Origin of the sequence: Consotaella aegiceratis (genome assembly GCF_036541425.1) — a bacterium.
GTDB lineage: Bacteria > Pseudomonadota > Alphaproteobacteria > Rhizobiales > Rhizobiaceae > Consotaella > Consotaella aegiceratis.
Genome location: NZ_JAZHFT010000003.1, coordinates 246,435 through 261,727 on the forward strand (window position 1 = coordinate 246,435; position 15,293 = coordinate 261,727).

15 protein-coding genes are annotated in these 15,293 nt (G+C 65.6%); 10 read left to right on the top strand and 5 right to left on the bottom strand.

The window, feature by feature from the left end; all coding sequences use genetic code 11:
• Positions 1-23 precede the first annotated feature (23 nt).
• The gene (locus tag SMD10_RS04250) at positions 24-1,163 is read left to right on the top strand and encodes an ABC transporter ATP-binding protein (protein WP_331684402.1); all 1,140 of its coding nucleotides are present in this window, start codon (positions 24-26) and stop codon (positions 1,161-1,163) included.
• Between the two features lie 44 nt (positions 1,164-1,207).
• Here SMD10_RS04250 and SMD10_RS04255 read toward each other — a convergent pair whose 3' ends face one another.
• Positions 1,208-2,647: a mannose-1-phosphate guanylyltransferase/mannose-6-phosphate isomerase gene (locus SMD10_RS04255; protein WP_331684403.1), complete on the bottom strand. Its 1,440-nt coding sequence runs from the start codon at positions 2,645-2,647 to the stop codon at positions 1,208-1,210.
• Positions 2,648-2,992: 345 nt separating this feature from the next.
• On the opposite strand from SMD10_RS04255, the gene SMD10_RS04260 reads away from it, so the two are divergent.
• From SMD10_RS04260 to nifA, 3 genes are all read left to right on the top strand, one after another.
• Positions 2,993-3,817: an NAD(+)--dinitrogen-reductase ADP-D-ribosyltransferase gene (locus tag SMD10_RS04260; RefSeq protein ID WP_331684460.1), complete on the top strand. Its 825-nt coding sequence runs from the start codon at positions 2,993-2,995 to the stop codon at positions 3,815-3,817.
• 102 nt (positions 3,818-3,919) lie between these two features.
• The gene (gene draG, locus SMD10_RS04265) at positions 3,920-4,909 is read left to right on the top strand and encodes an ADP-ribosyl-[dinitrogen reductase] hydrolase (RefSeq protein WP_331684404.1); all 990 of its coding nucleotides are present in this window, start codon (positions 3,920-3,922) and stop codon (positions 4,907-4,909) included.
• A gap of 128 nt (positions 4,910-5,037) precedes the next feature.
• On the top strand, positions 5,038-6,843 hold the full coding sequence (nifA, locus tag SMD10_RS04270) for a nif-specific transcriptional activator NifA (RefSeq protein ID WP_331684405.1): 1,806 nt from the start codon (positions 5,038-5,040) through the stop codon (positions 6,841-6,843).
• Between the two features lie 97 nt (positions 6,844-6,940).
• Here the strand turns inward: nifA and efeO (SMD10_RS04275) are convergent, their stop codons facing one another.
• From efeO (SMD10_RS04275) to efeU, 4 genes are read right to left on the bottom strand one after another with little or no spacing between them, the layout of a single operon-like run.
• Entirely contained in the window at positions 6,941-7,762 is an 822-nt protein-coding gene (efeO, locus tag SMD10_RS04275; protein WP_331684406.1) for an iron uptake system protein EfeO, read from the bottom strand.
• A 22-nt stretch (positions 7,763-7,784) separates the two neighbouring features.
• Complete coding sequence (gene efeB, locus SMD10_RS04280) at positions 7,785-9,131, bottom strand: iron uptake transporter deferrochelatase/peroxidase subunit (RefSeq protein ID WP_331684407.1); 1,347 nt, start codon at positions 9,129-9,131, stop codon at positions 7,785-7,787.
• Positions 9,128-10,321 carry an iron uptake system protein EfeO gene (gene efeO / locus SMD10_RS04285; protein ID WP_331684408.1) on the bottom strand — a complete coding sequence of 398 codons (1,194 nt, stop codon included), beginning with the start codon at positions 10,319-10,321 and terminating at the stop codon, positions 9,128-9,130. The genes efeB and efeO (SMD10_RS04285) overlap by 4 nt, the downstream gene beginning before the upstream one ends.
• On the bottom strand, positions 10,308-11,162 hold the full coding sequence (gene efeU / locus SMD10_RS04290) for an iron uptake transporter permease EfeU (RefSeq protein WP_331684409.1): 855 nt from the start codon (positions 11,160-11,162) through the stop codon (positions 10,308-10,310). The genes efeO (SMD10_RS04285) and efeU overlap by 14 nt, the downstream gene beginning before the upstream one ends.
• A gap of 309 nt (positions 11,163-11,471) precedes the next feature.
• Between efeU and nifB the strand changes: the two genes are divergently transcribed.
• From nifB to SMD10_RS04320, 6 genes are read left to right on the top strand one after another with little or no spacing between them, the layout of a single operon-like run.
• Positions 11,472-12,974: a nitrogenase cofactor biosynthesis protein NifB gene (nifB, locus tag SMD10_RS04295; RefSeq protein ID WP_331684410.1), complete on the top strand. Its 1,503-nt coding sequence runs from the start codon at positions 11,472-11,474 to the stop codon at positions 12,972-12,974.
• A gap of 30 nt (positions 12,975-13,004) precedes the next feature.
• Positions 13,005-13,199 carry a 4Fe-4S binding protein gene (locus SMD10_RS04300; protein ID WP_331684411.1) on the top strand — a complete coding sequence of 65 codons (195 nt, stop codon included), beginning with the start codon at positions 13,005-13,007 and terminating at the stop codon, positions 13,197-13,199.
• A gap of 8 nt (positions 13,200-13,207) precedes the next feature.
• Positions 13,208-13,972 carry a 4Fe4S-binding leucine-rich repeat protein gene (locus SMD10_RS04305; protein WP_331684412.1) on the top strand — a complete coding sequence of 255 codons (765 nt, stop codon included), beginning with the start codon at positions 13,208-13,210 and terminating at the stop codon, positions 13,970-13,972.
• The gene (locus SMD10_RS04310; RefSeq protein ID WP_331684413.1) at positions 13,959-14,240 is read left to right on the top strand and encodes a nitrogen fixation protein NifZ; all 282 of its coding nucleotides are present in this window, start codon (positions 13,959-13,961) and stop codon (positions 14,238-14,240) included. Before SMD10_RS04305 ends, SMD10_RS04310 begins: the two co-directional genes overlap by 14 nt.
• Positions 14,237-14,449, top strand: a complete 213-nt coding sequence (gene nifT / locus SMD10_RS04315) for a putative nitrogen fixation protein NifT (protein ID WP_331684414.1) — start codon at positions 14,237-14,239, stop codon at positions 14,447-14,449. Before SMD10_RS04310 ends, nifT begins: the two co-directional genes overlap by 4 nt.
• 5 nt (positions 14,450-14,454) lie before the next feature.
• Positions 14,455-15,285, top strand: coding sequence for an SIR2 family NAD-dependent protein deacylase (locus SMD10_RS04320; protein WP_331684415.1), 831 nt, complete (start codon positions 14,455-14,457; stop codon positions 15,283-15,285).
• The last annotated feature ends 8 nt before the right edge of the window (positions 15,286-15,293 follow it).

The window sequence follows — 15,293 nt, forward strand, 5'->3', positions numbered from 1 at the left end:
GCAGTCCGGATGAGGAGACGACCATGGCGCATCTGAAGCTGACCAAGATCAAGAAGTCTTTCGGCTCGGTCGACGTGTTGCACGACATCGACCTCGATATCCGTTCGGGTGAGTTCATCGTGTTCGTCGGCCCGTCGGGCTGCGGCAAGTCCACGCTGCTGCGCGTCATCGCCGGGCTGGAGGACATCACCGGTGGCACCCTGCAGATCGACGGCCAGGTGGTCAATTCGCTGACGCCGAAGGCCCGTGGCGTCGCCATGGTGTTTCAGTCCTATGCGCTCTATCCGCATATGACGGTCTACGAGAACATGGCCTTCGGCCTGAAGCTCGATCGCGGCGCCTCCAAGGAGGAAGTCGACCGTCGCGTGCGCCAGGCCGCGGCGATCCTGCAGATCGAGCCCTATCTCGACCGATTGCCCAAGGCGCTGTCGGGCGGCCAGCGCCAGCGTGTCGCTATCGGCCGGGCGATCACTCGTGATCCCAAGGTCTTTCTGTTCGACGAGCCCCTGTCCAATCTCGACGCGGCCCTGCGCGTCGCCACCCGCATCGAGATCGCCCGCCTGCACGAGCGGATGAGCGATACGACGATGATCTACGTCACGCACGACCAGGTCGAGGCGATGACGCTGGCGGACCGGATCGTCGTCCTCAACAAGGGGCATGTCGAGCAGGTCGGCACGCCGATGGAGCTCTACAACGATCCGGACAACCTGTTCGTCGCGCAGTTCATCGGCTCGCCGTCGATGAACATCCTGCCGGCGAAGATCGAGCCGACCGGGGCGGAGACCGTCGTCGAGCCGGAGGGCGGCAACCGGGTGGTGCTGCCGATCTCGATCTCCTCGGGCGCGAGACAGGCGGGACATCTGGGCGTACGTCCGGAAAATCTCCATCTGGTCGATCGCGGCCCTGCGCTCTTCTCCGGCACCGTGACACTGGTCGAATCGCTGGGCGAGGTGACGCTGGTCTATGTCGATATCGGCCGCGGCGAGGAGCCGCTCGTCGCCAAGCTTCAAGGCGAGGTCAAGCTGGAACGCGACACGACGGTGGCGCTGAGCGCCGAGCCCGACGCGCTTCGTCTTTTCGACGCGAACGGACATGCCCTGCGTCCGCTTGGCCGCGACGACCAAAGTCTGCCGCGCCCAGCCGCGCGTTCGGTCGGCTGAGCGTCCAGCCCGGCGCGCATTGCCGCGTCGGGCCCGACCTCGTCCTATGCCGGAGCCACGCGGGCGTAGATGTCTTCGATCCGCACGATGTCGTCTTCGCCGGTGTAGCTGCCGACCTGGACCTCGATCAGTTTGAGGTCGATCTTGCCCGGGTTGCGCAGCCGGTGGACGCAGCCGATCGGCAGATAGGCCGCCTCGTTCTCATGGTAGAACGCGATCGTGTCGTCGATCGTCACCTCGGCGGTGCCGTGGACGACCACCCAGTGCTCGGCGCGGTGGTGGTGGCGCTGCAGGCTGAGCGTTCCGCCGGGCTTGACGCTGATGTGCTTGACCTGGAAGCGCGGGCCGATGTCGATGCGCTGATACCAGCCCCACGGACGGTGGATGCGCAGATGCTCGGTGGCCTGCTTGCGGTCCTCGGCCTCGAGCTTGGCCACCAGCCGCTTGACGTCGGCGGTTCGGCTCTTGGACGCCACCAGCACGGCGTCCTGGGTGGTGACCACGACGACCCCGTCGAGCCCCAGCACGGTCGTCAGGATCTCGTCGCTCTGGACGAGGCTGTTGGTGGTGTCGAAGGCGATGACGTCGCCTTTCAGCACGTTGCCCGCGGCATCCTTGTCGCGGATGGCGTGCAGCGAATCCCACGAGCCGATGTCGGACCAGCCGAATTCGGCTTCCAGCACGCCGGCAAGCTTGGTGCGCTCCATCACCGCGTAGTCGATCGAGATCTTCGGCGAGTGGGCGAAGGCCGCCGGATCGAGCCGGATGAAGTCGAGATCGCGCTGCGCCTTGTCGATGGCGGCGCGCGAGGCCTCCAGCACCTCGGGCGCGTAACGGGCCAGTTCGTCGATCATGACGGAGGAGGGAAAGGCGAAATTGCCGCTGTTCCAGACATAGCCCTCGGCGATGTAGCGCTCGGCCGTCGCCGCATCGGGCTTTTCGACGAAGCGTTCGAGAACGCGGGCGCCGTTGCTGAGCTCCTGGGCGCCCATCTGGATGTAGCCGTAGGCCGTCGACGGACCGTCCGGGGTAATGCCGATGGTCATGATCCGGCCTTCCGCCGCCGCTCGTGACGTCGCGCGGATCGCGTCCAGGAACCCGTCCTCGTCCTTGATGACGTGGTCGGAGGCGAGCACCAGACAGAGGGCGCCCGGCGTCAGCCGCTCGGCCATCAGCGCGCCGACGGCCACCGCGGCGGCGCTGTCGCGCCGTTCGGGCTCCAGGACGATCTCGGCCTCGATCCCGAGCTCGGCCAGCTGCTCGGCGCAAATGAAGCGAAAGTCGTTGTTGGTGATGACGATGGGGGGCGCGAAGTCCTCGCCGGTGACACGCCGGACCGTCGCCTGGAACGGCGACAGAAAATCGTCCAGCAAGGTGATGAATTGCTTCGGCATCGAGGCGCGCGACACCGGCCAAAGCCGCGAGCCGGCCCCTCCGGCCATGATGATGGGAACGATCTTGGACGTCATCTCAGCATCGGACATGGGCATGCCTCTTCGCCTCTCCCCGGCGGATCGCAATCCTGCGAAGTTCTTCACATCGTGTAGTTGATCGCAGTCAGGCGCGCAAACACGCTTATGCTCTCATCCTCAACGCGAGGTGATGGTCCGCCCTGGTCGACATAGCCTCTTCTTGGGGAGTCGTCATCGCAATGATAGGCCAATCCTTCGACTGTCACACTTCGCGCAAAGCCGAAAATTCGGCGTAAGTTGCGAGGCCGGGGTTGCATCGGGCCCATCTGTCAGGCTCATTGAATCGGGTGGACCGAGGGGACGGCAGTGGACGAGTTGGTGGAGGAGGTGCGCGACCGAGAAACGCGCGAGGGGCCGATCGACCGGGCTCGAACCGTCCGCAACGTACGGGGGCACGGGACCAACCTCGTCGGCCTGTCCACCGATCTCCTGGCTTCGGTGGATTTCAACGACCGGCCGCAGCGACTGCGTATCGCCGGGGTGAAGGAGTTCAATCCCAGCCTGTTCGAGATGCTGGCCGACGCCACCAGCGCGGGAGAGGCGGCCGAGGCCTTCGATTGCTACATGGGCGCCTTGTTCGGTCTCGATCCCGAACAGCACGAGCGTCGGCAGGTCGCCGGGCCGCGCCGTTTTCGCTCGAGCTATCTGCGGCTTCTCAAAGGCTGGGGCTACGACAGCAACGGGCCGGAAGGCGCGGTGCTGAAGGGCTGGGTGGAAAGCCGGTTCGGCTTGTTTCCGACCTATCACAAGGCGCCGCTCGACCGCGTCGGCGGGGCTGCCTGGAGCGCCTATGTCGAAGAGAAAATGACGAGCCGCTTCCACAACAACGCCATTCACGCGCAGCTCGATCTGCTCTATGAATACTGCCAGTGGTGCCTGCCCGCGTGGCACTGCGGCGATGCGCAGCACCTGACGCTCTATCGCGGCGTCAACGATTTCGATGAACACCAGATCGTGGAAAGGCTGGATCGGCGGACCGTCGTGCTGAGGCTCAACAACCTGATCAGCTTTACCGGAGATCGCGAAATCGCGGGCTGTTTCGGCGATACCATCCTGGAGGCACACGTCCCGGTCGCAAAATTGCTGTTCTTTAATGATCTGCTGCCTAGACACGCGCTGAAAGGCGAGGGCGAGTATTTGGCGATCGGTGGCGACTACCGCGTCAACGCCAGCTATTTCTAGAATAAAATCCGCCACCTGCGGCTTCATGCCAGCTTGGCATTTTAGGCGGTCGAGGAACAAATAAGTCGCGAGGCTTGCTCGTAGCGGACGGGAGCTCGGCCCATGGCCCAGAGCATCGACACGACGATTCGTGATCGCGCCTTCGGCGCCTATTTCGGCTTGGCCGTCGGCGATGCCCTCGGCGCCACGGTGGAGTTCCTGACGCCGAGCGAGATTCGGGCGCAGCACAAGCTTCATACCAAGATGGTCGGCGGCGGTTGGCTGCGCCTGAAACCCGGTCAGGTCACCGACGACACCGAGATGAGCTTGGTGCTGGGCGATTCGCTGGTGACGCGCAGCGGCCTTTCGGCCGAAGCGGTGTGCAATGCCTTTGCTGCCTGGCTGCGGAGCCGGCCGGTCGACGTCGGTAACACCTGTCGGCGCGGCATCCAGCGCTTCATCGTGCACGGCACGACGGCGACCCCGTTCAACGAGGGCGACGCGGGCAACGGCGCATTGATGCGCAACCTGCCGGTCGTGCTCGCATCCCTGTTCAATCCGCCGCTGATGGAGGCTTGGTCGCGCGATCAGGCGCACACCACCCATAACCATCCCTTGTCCGACATCGCCACGATCGGCCTCGGCCACATGGTTCGCCTGCTGATTGCTGGCGGCGGCAAGGACGACGCCCGGCGCGAGGCGGACGCCATGGTCGCCCGTCGCGACGCCTTTCGCTATCAGCCCTATCGCGGGCTGAGCTCGGCTTTCGTGGTCGATACGGTGCAGACGGTGCTGCACTACTATTTCGCGACGGACAATTTCCGCGATTGCCTGGTCGAGACCGTGAACCAGGGCGGCGATGCCGACACCACGGGCGCGCTCGTCGGCATGCTCGCCGGCGCCACCTACGGCGTCGACGCCATCCCCGACGCATGGATGAACAAGCTGGATCGGCAGGTGCGACGCCAGATCACCGGCCAGGTGCACGACCTCCTGGCCCTCAGCCGGCGCACCGCCGACTGGCCGGTCGGCGCCGCCTCCGATGCACCGCGCAGCCATGCCGGGGATCGGCGTGCGGCGGCCGCTCCGCTCCACAAGCCGGACCGGCATTGAGGCAAAGGGGCTTTGCGTACACCGCAAGTGCCTAAACTTTCATCAAGTTGGTTGGTTGCCTTGAGACCCGGCAAGTGCTTTCTTGGTTGTGGGGAGGAGCCGCGTTCACGTTCACATCGAGGGTATCGATGGTGGAAACGATCTCGCGCATCCGGCAGCCCAACAGCCATGTGCAAGAGCATGAGCATCGCTCACTCGACGTGCTTTACGAAGTCGGCAAGATTCTTGCCGGTCCGGTCGAGGCCGGCAAGATGTTCTCTCCCGTCCTGCGTGTCCTGTCCTCGTTCATGGGACTGCGCCGCGGTGCGGTGGCGTTGCTTGTCGATCCGGATCATCCGTTGGCCGACACCAAGGTCAATCCGTATGTCATCGCCGCGACCACGCACACCGACGACGCCGAGCCCGCATCCTGCGGCGCCATTCCGCCGGCGGTGGTGCGCACGGTGCTGGGCACCGGGATCGCCACGGTCATCCAGAACGTCCAGGCTGAGCTCGGCGCCGATGCCGTCCCTCCCGACTTCGGCGCGAGCGGACCGGTCACGCTGATCGCCGCGCCGATCCTCGATCGCGATCCCTCGCCGGCGGTGATGGGCGTCATCGTCGCCTATCGAACGCTCGAGGACGACGAGCCCTGGGAGATCAATCAGGATCTGCGGCTGATCAAGATGGTCGCGAGCCTGATGGCGCAGTCGCTGCGCTTTCGCCGGATCGTGGCGCGCGACCGTGAACGGCTGATGGCGGAGGCCAGCGAGGCGGCCAAGGCGCTCAAGGATTACCGGACCTACAAGGACGAAGGCGGAGTGGCCGAGGCCCCGGCGGGCGACATCATCGGCGAGAGCATGGGCATTCGCGCGGTCTACGAGCGCATCCGCAAGGTCGCGCCGACACGCGCCACAGTGCTCCTGCGGGGCGAGAGCGGCACCGGCAAGGAGCTGTTCGCACGGGCCATCCATCAGCTCAGCGATCGCGCCGACAAGCCCTTCATCAAGCTGAACTGCGCCGCGCTGAGCGAAACCTTGCTGGAATCGGAGCTGTTCGGCCACGAAAAGGGCTCGTTCACCGGCGCGATGGCGCAGAAGAAGGGCCGGTTCGAGCTGGCGGACGGCGGGACGCTGTTTCTCGATGAGATCGGCGAGATCTCGGCGTCCTTCCAGGCCAAGCTCCTGCGTGCTCTGCAGGAGGGTGAATTCGAACGCGTCGGCGGCACCAAGACGGTCAAGGTGGACGTGCGGCTGATCGCCGCCACGAACCGCGATCTGGAAGCGGCGGTGGCCGCGGGCCAGTTCCGGGCCGACCTCTATTTCCGGATCTGCGTCGTTCCAATCATCCTGCCGCCGCTTCGCGATCGCCGCGACGACATCCCGCGTTTGTCCGAAGCGTTCCTGGGCCGCTTCAATCAGGAGAACGGCACCCGTCTCCGATTCAGCCCAAGGGTCTTGCAACTGCTCCAGGCGTGCTCCTTCCCGGGCAATGTGCGCGAACTCGAAAACTGTGTGAACCGCGCCGCGGCGTTGACCAGCGGCCCAGTGATCGAGGAACTCGACATGGCGTGCCAGCAGGACGCCTGTCTTTCGCCACAGCTCTGGCGGCTGCAGTCTGGCGGCGAGGCCCCGGTCGGGGGATTGGCGCACGGCGGCCGCATGCACCTGCCGGTGTTCAACTCGCCACAGCCCACGCGGATCGATCCGCCGCGGCCGCCGGTCGTCTCGCGTCCGGCAATTCCGGTGTCGATCGCGCCGCCTGCGCCGGCATCGCCCGACCGCGACACCGGCGCCCACCTCAACGGTTCAGGCCGCAGCCAGCGCGATGAGCTGGTGGAGGCGATGGAGCGCTCGGGGTGGGTGCAGGCCAAAGCGGCCCGGCTGCTCGGCATGACGCCGCGTCAGATCGGCTACGCGTTGAAGAAGCACGGCATCGACGTCGTGAAGTTCTGAACGGGCCATCCGGAGCCGCATCCCGCAATGCCAAGCGCGAGACCCGCAGGCCCGCGCCCGGCTTTCGGTTTCGCGGCGATGCCGTCCGCCGATCGTCTTAGTCGAGGCCGAGCTTGCCGCGCAGCGTGGAGAGATCCTCGGCCAGCGTGTTGACGCGGGCCGACAGAAGCGTGCGGTCCTCGTCCGTCAGCTTGTCGTAGGTCTCGTAACCGTCGTCGGTCTTGTACTTCGACAGCGTCTCCTCGACGTCGTCGAAATTGCCCGCAACGGTTTCGACGAACTCCGGATCATCCGACTCGATGAGCGGCCGGACGAGCTCGAAGATCTTCTCCGAACCCTCGAAATTCCCCTGAAAGTCCCAAAGATCGGTGTGGCTGTAACGGTCTTCCTCGCCGGAAATCTTGGTGGCGGCGACCTCTTCCATCAGCGCTGCCGCACCACCGACGACGGTCTCGGGCGGAAAGGTGAGGTCGGCGATGCGCTGATCCAGATCGTTGACGTCTTCCATCAGCTTGTCGGCGAAGGAATCGAGCCCTTCGGTGGAGCCTTGCTCCCACAGGACGTATTCGATGCGGTGGAAGCCCGTGAAGGTCGGGTCCTCTTCGCCCTTCTCGTAGTCGTCGGCGCGGGCATCGATCGACACGTCGAGGTCGCTGAAGAGCTCGGCGATGGGTTCGATCGCCTCGTAGCTCATGCGGGTCGGCGCGTAGAGCTCCTTGGCCTTTTCGATGTCGCCCGCCTTGATGGCGTCGACGAAGTCCTGGGTGTCCTCGACCAATTCGTCGGTCTTTTCGGAGACGTAGATCTTGTAGTCGGCGATCGGCTCGACCAGGTCGAGCGTGGCGTCGGCGGCCGCCATGGCACTGGTGCTGGCGGAGACGGCCAGGGCGCTGGCGGCGAGCAACGTCTTCAGGGTCATGGTCAGTTTCCTTTTCTGCTGGTCATGACTGGGTTGGCGAGAGGTTGGCCGCCGCTTCGAGGAGCGTGCGGCCGAGATAGTCGTCCTGATCGTGAGCGCCGGGCAGCACGTAGAAATAGCCGCCGCCGATCGGCTGGATGTATTCCTCCAGTGGCTCTCCATCGAGCCGGCTCTGAACCGTGATGAAGCCCTTCTCCAGATCGGCCTGATAGGCGATGAACAGAAGTCCCTGGTCGAGCTGGCCGGATCGCGTCACGCCGTTGGAATAGTTGAAGGGGCGGCGGAGAATGATGTTCTCCTCCGTCAGCTCGGTGCGCGGATTGGCGAGCCGGATGTGGGAATCGAGCGGCGTCAAAACGCCGTCCGGGTCTCTGGCATAGTTCGGCACGTCCTGCTCGGTCCTGCCGTCATCCAGCGGCGCGCCGCTGTCCTTCTCGCGGCCGAAAATCTGCTCCTGTTCGCGCAGCGGCGTGCGGTCCCAGCGCTCGACGAAGTTGCGGATGATGCGCACGGCCTGGTAGGTGCCGCCCTTCGCCCATTCCGGCTCGTCGTCGTTTTCCCCGACCCAGACGATCCGCTCCATCATCTGCCCGTCCGTCGAATCGGGATTGGCCGAGCCGTCGCGGAAGCCGAGGAAGTTGCGGGCGCTTTCCGTCGTGCCGTCGTGCTTCGGCGCCATCACCGGAACGGAGCCTTCCTGCATCCAACGCATCACCATGAAGGACGACAGGTTCTTCACGATGTCGCGCAGGGCATGGATGTTGGTGTCCTGCAGGTTCGCGCAGAACTGAAGGCTGAGATCGCCGTGGCACAGCTCGCTTTGCAGTGCGTCGTTGGGGAACTCGACCATGCGGATGAGCCGCTTCGGCTTGTGCGGTTCGAGCCAGGGGCGATTTTCGAACAGCGAGGCGCCAAGCGCCACCGTCACCGTGAGATTATCGGGCTCGATCGTCGGGCCGAGCAGGCCCGAATCGGGTGGCGGCAGCCGGGGATCGCGCTCCGGCGTCGGACCACCCCGCATGAGAAAGGCGATGCGCGAGGTCAATGCCCGGAGCATTTGCTCGAGATCCTCCGGCGATCGCGCCACCACGTCGAAGGAAGCCAGCATGCCGTGGGCCGGACGAGGATTGACGATGCCGGACTGATGCTTGCCGTAGAACGGCTGCCGGTCGCTCTGCTCCTCCTTGCCCGTCGGGGCGTCGGCGACCTGCTTCTCGCCGGTCTTGGCCAAGCCGGCATCGCCCTCGGCACGGGCCGGGTCGAAGCCGAGAGCGATGCCGCCGCCGGCGGCCGCTCCGAGGCCGAACAGGACCTGTCGTCGGCTGGCCGAAAGCTTGTCACGCAGGGTTTTGGCTTGCGAGTCCGTCATGATTCACCGATCCCGATGGCTGGCGAGAGCGTGTCGAGAGCATCGGCCAGTTCCTGGAACGCGCGGATCAGGGCGTCCCGGTCGGTCTGGCTGACCTGGTCGTAAGGGGCAAAGCCGCTGCCGCTCTTTTCCTTGGCCAAAAGGGCCTCGACGCCGGTGAGCTTGGCTTGAACGGCTTTCGCGGCGTCGGGCGACGCGGGTTCGACGACCGGCACGAGTAGGTCGACGATCTTGCGGATGCCGGCGAGATTGGCTTCGACGCCGGCGAGGTCGGTGCCGGCATAGCGCTCCTCGCCTTGTTCAAGCCGCCCCTCGCCGAGCTGCCGGGCCATGCCTGCGGCGCTGTCGATCAGAAGGGATGGCCTGAGCTTCTGGCCACGAAGCCGATCCTTCAGCGCGGTGAGATCGTCGATCAGCCCGCTGGCAATAGGTTCCAGTCCGGCGAGGCTCTGCTGGGAGAACAGGCCGTATTCCAGCCGGTGATAGCCGGTGAAGGCCGGGTCCGCTTCGCGGCCCTCCAGATAGTCGGCCACCGGGTCGATCCGGTGTTGCAGGTCGGCGAAGCGGACCGCGATAGGTTCCACGCGCTTGTAGGGCAGACGGGCCGGTTCATAGAGCGACCGGGCCTTGTCGAGATCGCCCGCTTTTATGGCCTCGGCGAGCTTTTCGGCATCCTTGACCATGGCCGAGCCCTGCATCGCCAGGAAGACCTTGTATTCGGCCAGCGGCCCGAGATAGGCGCGCAACGTCGGCTGCTGTCCTTGCGCCTGATCGGCCTCGCCGGACGGCGTCACCCGCAGGACGCCGCGCGGATTGGAGAGAAGCCCGCAGGTGATTTCGTATTCGCCGGGCACGAGGCGCGCCGAAACGGTCTGACGGAAGCCCGGTGCGATGTTCTCGCGCTCGGCCACCACCATGACGCCGTCGATGATTTCCCACTCGACGGGACGGTCGGAGCGGTTGACGATCTCGAAGCTTCGCTTGCCGGCCGGCACCGTCAACTCGTTCGGTTCGCAGGCGCTGGCGGTGACGGCGACCTCGACATCGCCGGCGCTCTTGCCGTTGTCGCTGTGCAGCGAGGCATAGTAGAAGGCGGCGCCGCCGGCCACGACCAGCACCGCAGCGCCCACGACGCCAGCCATCAGCCAGCGCCGCGACGGCGCATGCGTCTTGCGGTCAGGCGCCGGCATTGGTCTGCTCCATGGTGGGGGAGGGCGCCTGCGACGAGCGGTTTTCCGGCCGGAAGAAGAGGAACAGGGACACCGCGAGGAAGACGACATAGACGATCGCCTCGCCGACGGTCGGCGCGTCCTGATAGTTGAAGATGCCGGAAAGCACCGTGCCCAGCGGACTGTCGACCGAAAGCACGCCGGAAAGGTCGTACGCCCGCTCCTGCAGCCCGTTCCACACGCCCGCCTCGTGCAGGTTGCGCACCGCGCTCGCCAGAATGCCGGCTGCGACGATGAGGATGAAGGCGCCGGTCCAGCGGAAGAAGCGCTTGAGGTCGATGCGCACGCCGCCGCCATAGATGGCCAGTCCGATCACGGCGGCGACGAGGATGCCGGCCAAGGCGCCGAGTGGCGCGGCCGGGCCCTGGCTCTGCTGGAAGATCGCCAGCAGGAAGAAGATCGATTCCAGGCCTTCGCGCGCCACGGCGAAAAACACCATGCCGATCAGCGCCCAGGTGCCGCCGGACGAGCCCGAGAAGGCGGCGTCGATGGAGTCGTGCAACTCGGTCTTGATGGAGCGCGAGGCCTTGCGCATCCAGAACACCATGGAGACGAGCACGCAGACGGCAACCAGTCCGACGATCGCCTCGAAGAATTCCTGCGCCTTCTGCGGAAATTCGGCACTGACAACCTGAAGGCCGGCGCCGACGAACAGGGACAGCGCGATCGCCAGAAGCACGCCGACCCAGACGGCGGGCATGAAGGCGCCGCGACCCGTCTGGCGCAGGTAGGTGGCGACGATACCGGTGATCAGGGCGGCTTCGATGCCCTCGCGGAGCATGATGAGAAATGGCGCCAGCATAGCGGCCCGGTCTTCGGTTGGATGGATGTCCAGTTACCGAAAGCTGATCGGGGAAGTCAAGAATAGCGCAGGTTAAAGTTCGAGGTGCCGGCTGAAATCGGACGGACCTTTCCGGCCGGCACCCGGCAAGGACGTCCCACCCGATGCGCCGGACGATCCATGTCGCATTTGAGACCCGATGTCGGAGGTGCGACAGGGAGTTGGCGCACCGGATAATCCCAATGCCTTGATATTGCTTTGGTTCGTACGTTTGGCACGGCTCCTGCATGACCTTGTGCGAACCGTCATCCAGGAGAGGTTGCCAGGCCGATGAACGCCACCGTCATTGCCCTCGATGGACTGAAGATCGGCTCGCGCGACGCGCTGGCCCAAAGCCTGTCGCAGGGAAACGCCCCGAAGAGCGGCTGCTCGTCCTCCTCCTGCGGCTCGTCCGCCGGCCCCGCCGACATGCCGGCGCACATCTGGGCCAAGGTGAAGGACCATCCCTGCTATTCGGAGGAGGCGCATCACTATTTCGCGCGCATGCACGTGGCCGTCGCGCCCGCCTGCAACATCCAATGCAACTACTGCAATCGCAAGTACGATTGCGCCAACGAAAGCCGGCCGGGCGTCGTGTCCGAGCGTTTGAGCCCGGAAGAGGCGGCCCGCAAGGTGATCGCGGTCGCCAACGAGGTGCCGCAGCTTTCCGTCTTGGGCATCGCAGGGCCGGGCGACGCCGTCTATGACTGGCGAAAGACCAAGGCGACTTTCGAACTGGTGCAGAAGCAGCTGCCCGACATCAAGCTGTGCCTGTCGTCCAATGGCCTGGCGCTGCCCGACTATGTCGACGAGATCGCCGAGATGGCGATCGACCATGTGACGCTTACCATCAACATGGTCGACCCCGAGATCGGCACGGCGATCTATCCGTGGATCTTCTGGAAGGGAAAACGCCGCACCGGCATCGAAGCGTCGACCATCCTCTACGAGCGGCAGATGGAGAGCCTCGATCTGCTCGTCGCGCGGGATGTTCTGGTCAAGGTCAATTCGGTGATGATCCCGGGCATCAACGACCAGCACCTCCTGGAAGTGAACAAGGTGGTCAAGGAGAAGGGCGCCTTCCTGCACAACATCATGCCGCTGATCTCGGCGCCCGAGCACGGCACCGTCTTCGGCCTCAACGGCCAGCGCGGCCCGACGGCCAAGGAATTGCGGGCTCTGCAGGATGCCTGCGGCGGCGGCGCCAATCTGATGCGCCATTGCCGCCAGTGCCGCGCCGATGCGGTCGGCCTGCTGGGCGAGGATCGCGGCCAGGAGTTCACCATGGACCAGGTGCCCGAGACGGTCAGCTACGATCCGTCGAAGCGGGATGCCTATCGCGAATGGGTGGCTTCCGAGCGCGAGGACCGGCGCGCGGCGGCGGCCGAAGCCGTTGCCGAGACCGGCGAGACGGTGGCCGAAGACACGTCGCCCATGCTGGTCGCGGTCTGCACCAAGGGCGGCGGGCGCATCAACCAGCACTTCGGCCATGCCAAGGAATTTCAGATCTACGAGGTGGACGCCAAGGGCGTGCGCTTCATCACCCACCGCCGCGCCGACAATTACTGCGTCGGCGGCGTCGGAGAAGACGATCGCCTCGACGTGGTGATCCGGACGCTGGAGGGCGTCTCGGCGATCCTCTGCGCCAAGATCGGCGACTGTCCGCGCGAGACCTTGGAGGCCGCGGGAATCACCGCGATCGCCGACTACGCCCATGACTACATCGAGACCTCGGTTTCCGCTTTCTATCGCCGGCTCAACGCTCCGGCGATCGAGCGGGCCGCTATTGCCTGACACCGCCCTTTTGAAGACGGGAGACCGATCATGGCCATGACCATCGTCGTCGAAAGCTGCACCGTTTGCGGTGCCTGCGAGTTCGAGTGCCCGAACGGCGCGATCAAGATGAAGAAGGGCATTTACGCCGTCGATCCGGCGAAATGCACCGAATGCGAGGGGCAGTTCGACGATCCGCAATGCGCCGAGGTCTGCCCTTCACCGGGGACCTGCGTACCAGCCTAGAGTGTCGAATGTCCGACGGACCTGAACCGATCGACTGGCAAGGCAAGGCGCTCGACTGCGGCCAGTGCCAGTTCAAGGCGCGCGGCGAGGCGGGCAAGTGCGGGCTCGGCTGGGCCTGCGCCGACGAGCGCTATTCCAAGCGGGTGGAGCGCTTTCTTCTGCTCAATCCGGACCTGGCCGATCAATGCCTGACCCATCCGAATTTCGAGGTGAGGGCTCTGGCGGCGCGTCGCGCGACCGTCTTCCGGCTGCCGCCGCTGCTCGACGATCCCGACCCGGAGGTCCGGGCCATCGCCATCATGCGCCTGCCGGCGGTGCAGGCGCGCCGGCGCCTCAAGGACCCCGATCGCGGCGTGCGCACGGCGGTCGCCTACCGATTGGAGCCGTCCGATCAGCATCTCCTGTTCGAGGACCCGGATCCGTTCGTGCGGGTGGTCGCGGCGCGCCGGGCCGAACCGGGTATGCTGCCGGTGCTGAGCGGTGATGCGGACGCCGAGGTGCGCAAGGTCGTCGCGCGCCGAGTGCCGCTGGCCTGGCTGGAGGCGCTGGCGACCGACGCCGATCCCCTGGTGCGCCGCACGGTGGCCGAACGCCTGCCGCTCAGCCGGCTCGCGCTGATGGTCTCCGACGAAGACATGCGCGTGCGCCACGTGGTGGCCGAGCGCGCCAAGGACGATCTTCTCCTGAGGCTGATGGGCGATCCGGAACCGCTGATCGCCGAAACCGCGCGCAAGCGCCTGATCGAGCTGGAGGCCGCCCATGTCGACGGATGATCGCGAAATCGAAGTCTACAAGCCGCCGATCTTCATGCCGGGCGACAAGGTGCGCTCTACCAAGCATATCAAGAACGACGGTACCATGGCCGGCCGCGAGATCGGCGAGATCGTCGTGAAGAAGGGGGACGTCGGCTATGTGCGCGACATCGGCGTCTTTCTGCAGCAGTTCTACATCTACGCGGTCGAGTTCGTCGATCGCCGCTCGATCGTCGGGATGCGGGCCAGAGAGCTCGTGGCCGAGCCCAGCCAGGAGAGGACGGCATGAAGGTGATCATCAGCGAGACGCCGAAGGGCTTTCAGGCCTATGTGGCCAAGAAGGACCTGGAGGAACTGATCGTCGAGACCGAAAATCCGGACCTCTGGGGTGGCTGGGCCAGGCTCGCCAATGGCTGGGTGCTGGAGTTACCGGCGATGGAGGCGTCGCCCCGCCTGCCGATCACGGTCGAGGCGCGGCGCCGCGCCGGCGAGGATTGACGGCCATGGCGCCGTCTGCCCGTCTGGACCAATGCCTCGATGCGGTGCGTGCCGGCACGCTCGTCCCCTATCTCGGAGCCGGGGTCGCCGCACTCGGCCAGTCGGAGGTGCCGACCTCGCCCACGGCACTCGCCGCCGTCATCGAGGCGCAGGTCCGCGCGCCGCGCCGGGCTTCCGGCAATCTCTGGTCGGTGGCGCAGTTCGTCGAAAGCCGCCGCTTTCGCGGGACGCTCAACGCCATCGTCGAAAAGGCCTTTGCAAGTGGCGTGCGTGGCAATCCCGTCCACGAGTGGATCGCCTCGGTGCGCCCGCCGCTGGTGGTCGACGTCTGGTACGATGACGGGCTCATCGACGCCTACCGCACCGGGCCGGCCGATTGGGGCTGGGTCCAGGGCGTCACCCGCAACGGCCAATGGGCCGAGATCTGGACGCGCACCTACGACGCTTCCGGCGCGCTGTGCGAGGCGGGGCCCGATCCGGCCTGGCGTTCGCTCGTCTACAAGCCGCACGGACTGGCCAAGAAGGACTACGGTTTCCTGATGTCGGACAGCGACTATGTCGAGGTTCTGACAGAGATCGACATCCAGTCGCCAATTCCTGACGAGGTGAAGTCGCGCCGGCAGGGCAGGGGCTTCCTGTTCCTCGGCTGCCGCTTCGACGACCAGATGCTGAGGACGTTTGCCCGCCAGATCATGAAGCGCTCCGGCGGTCCGCATTACGCGCTGCTGTCCGGCGAACTGACCCGGATGGAAAAGAAGTTTTTGGACGAGCAGGCGATCGTGCCGATCGAGGGCGACGTCGCAGATGTCGTCGCGGCGATCGTGGCCGCCGCCTGACCAGCACG

What these genes read in the sequence shown, in the direction of transcription:
- SMD10_RS04250 (WP_331684402.1), top strand. Translation starts at nt 24, where the DNA reads ATGGCGCATCTGAAGCTGACCAAGATCAAGAAGTCTTTCGGCTCGGTC.
- SMD10_RS04255 (WP_331684403.1), bottom strand. Translation starts at nt 2,647, where the DNA reads ATGTCCGATGCTGAGATGACGTCCAAGATCGTTCCCATCATCATGGCC.
- draG (WP_331684404.1), top strand. Translation starts at nt 3,920, where the DNA reads ATGGCCCAGAGCATCGACACGACGATTCGTGATCGCGCCTTCGGCGCC.
- nifA (WP_331684405.1), top strand. Translation starts at nt 5,038, where the DNA reads ATGGTGGAAACGATCTCGCGCATCCGGCAGCCCAACAGCCATGTGCAA.
- efeO (WP_331684406.1), bottom strand. Translation starts at nt 7,762, where the DNA reads ATGACCCTGAAGACGTTGCTCGCCGCCAGCGCCCTGGCCGTCTCCGCC.
- efeB (WP_331684407.1), bottom strand. Translation starts at nt 9,131, where the DNA reads ATGACGGACTCGCAAGCCAAAACCCTGCGTGACAAGCTTTCGGCCAGC.
- efeO (WP_331684408.1), bottom strand. Translation starts at nt 10,321, where the DNA reads ATGCCGGCGCCTGACCGCAAGACGCATGCGCCGTCGCGGCGCTGGCTG.
- efeU (WP_331684409.1), bottom strand. Translation starts at nt 11,162, where the DNA reads ATGCTGGCGCCATTTCTCATCATGCTCCGCGAGGGCATCGAAGCCGCC.
- nifB (WP_331684410.1), top strand. Translation starts at nt 11,472, where the DNA reads ATGAACGCCACCGTCATTGCCCTCGATGGACTGAAGATCGGCTCGCGC.
- SMD10_RS04300 (WP_331684411.1), top strand. Translation starts at nt 13,005, where the DNA reads ATGGCCATGACCATCGTCGTCGAAAGCTGCACCGTTTGCGGTGCCTGC.
- SMD10_RS04305 (WP_331684412.1), top strand. Translation starts at nt 13,208, where the DNA reads ATGTCCGACGGACCTGAACCGATCGACTGGCAAGGCAAGGCGCTCGAC.
- SMD10_RS04310 (WP_331684413.1), top strand. Translation starts at nt 13,959, where the DNA reads ATGTCGACGGATGATCGCGAAATCGAAGTCTACAAGCCGCCGATCTTC.
- nifT (WP_331684414.1), top strand. Translation starts at nt 14,237, where the DNA reads ATGAAGGTGATCATCAGCGAGACGCCGAAGGGCTTTCAGGCCTATGTG.
- SMD10_RS04320 (WP_331684415.1), top strand. Translation starts at nt 14,455, where the DNA reads ATGGCGCCGTCTGCCCGTCTGGACCAATGCCTCGATGCGGTGCGTGCC.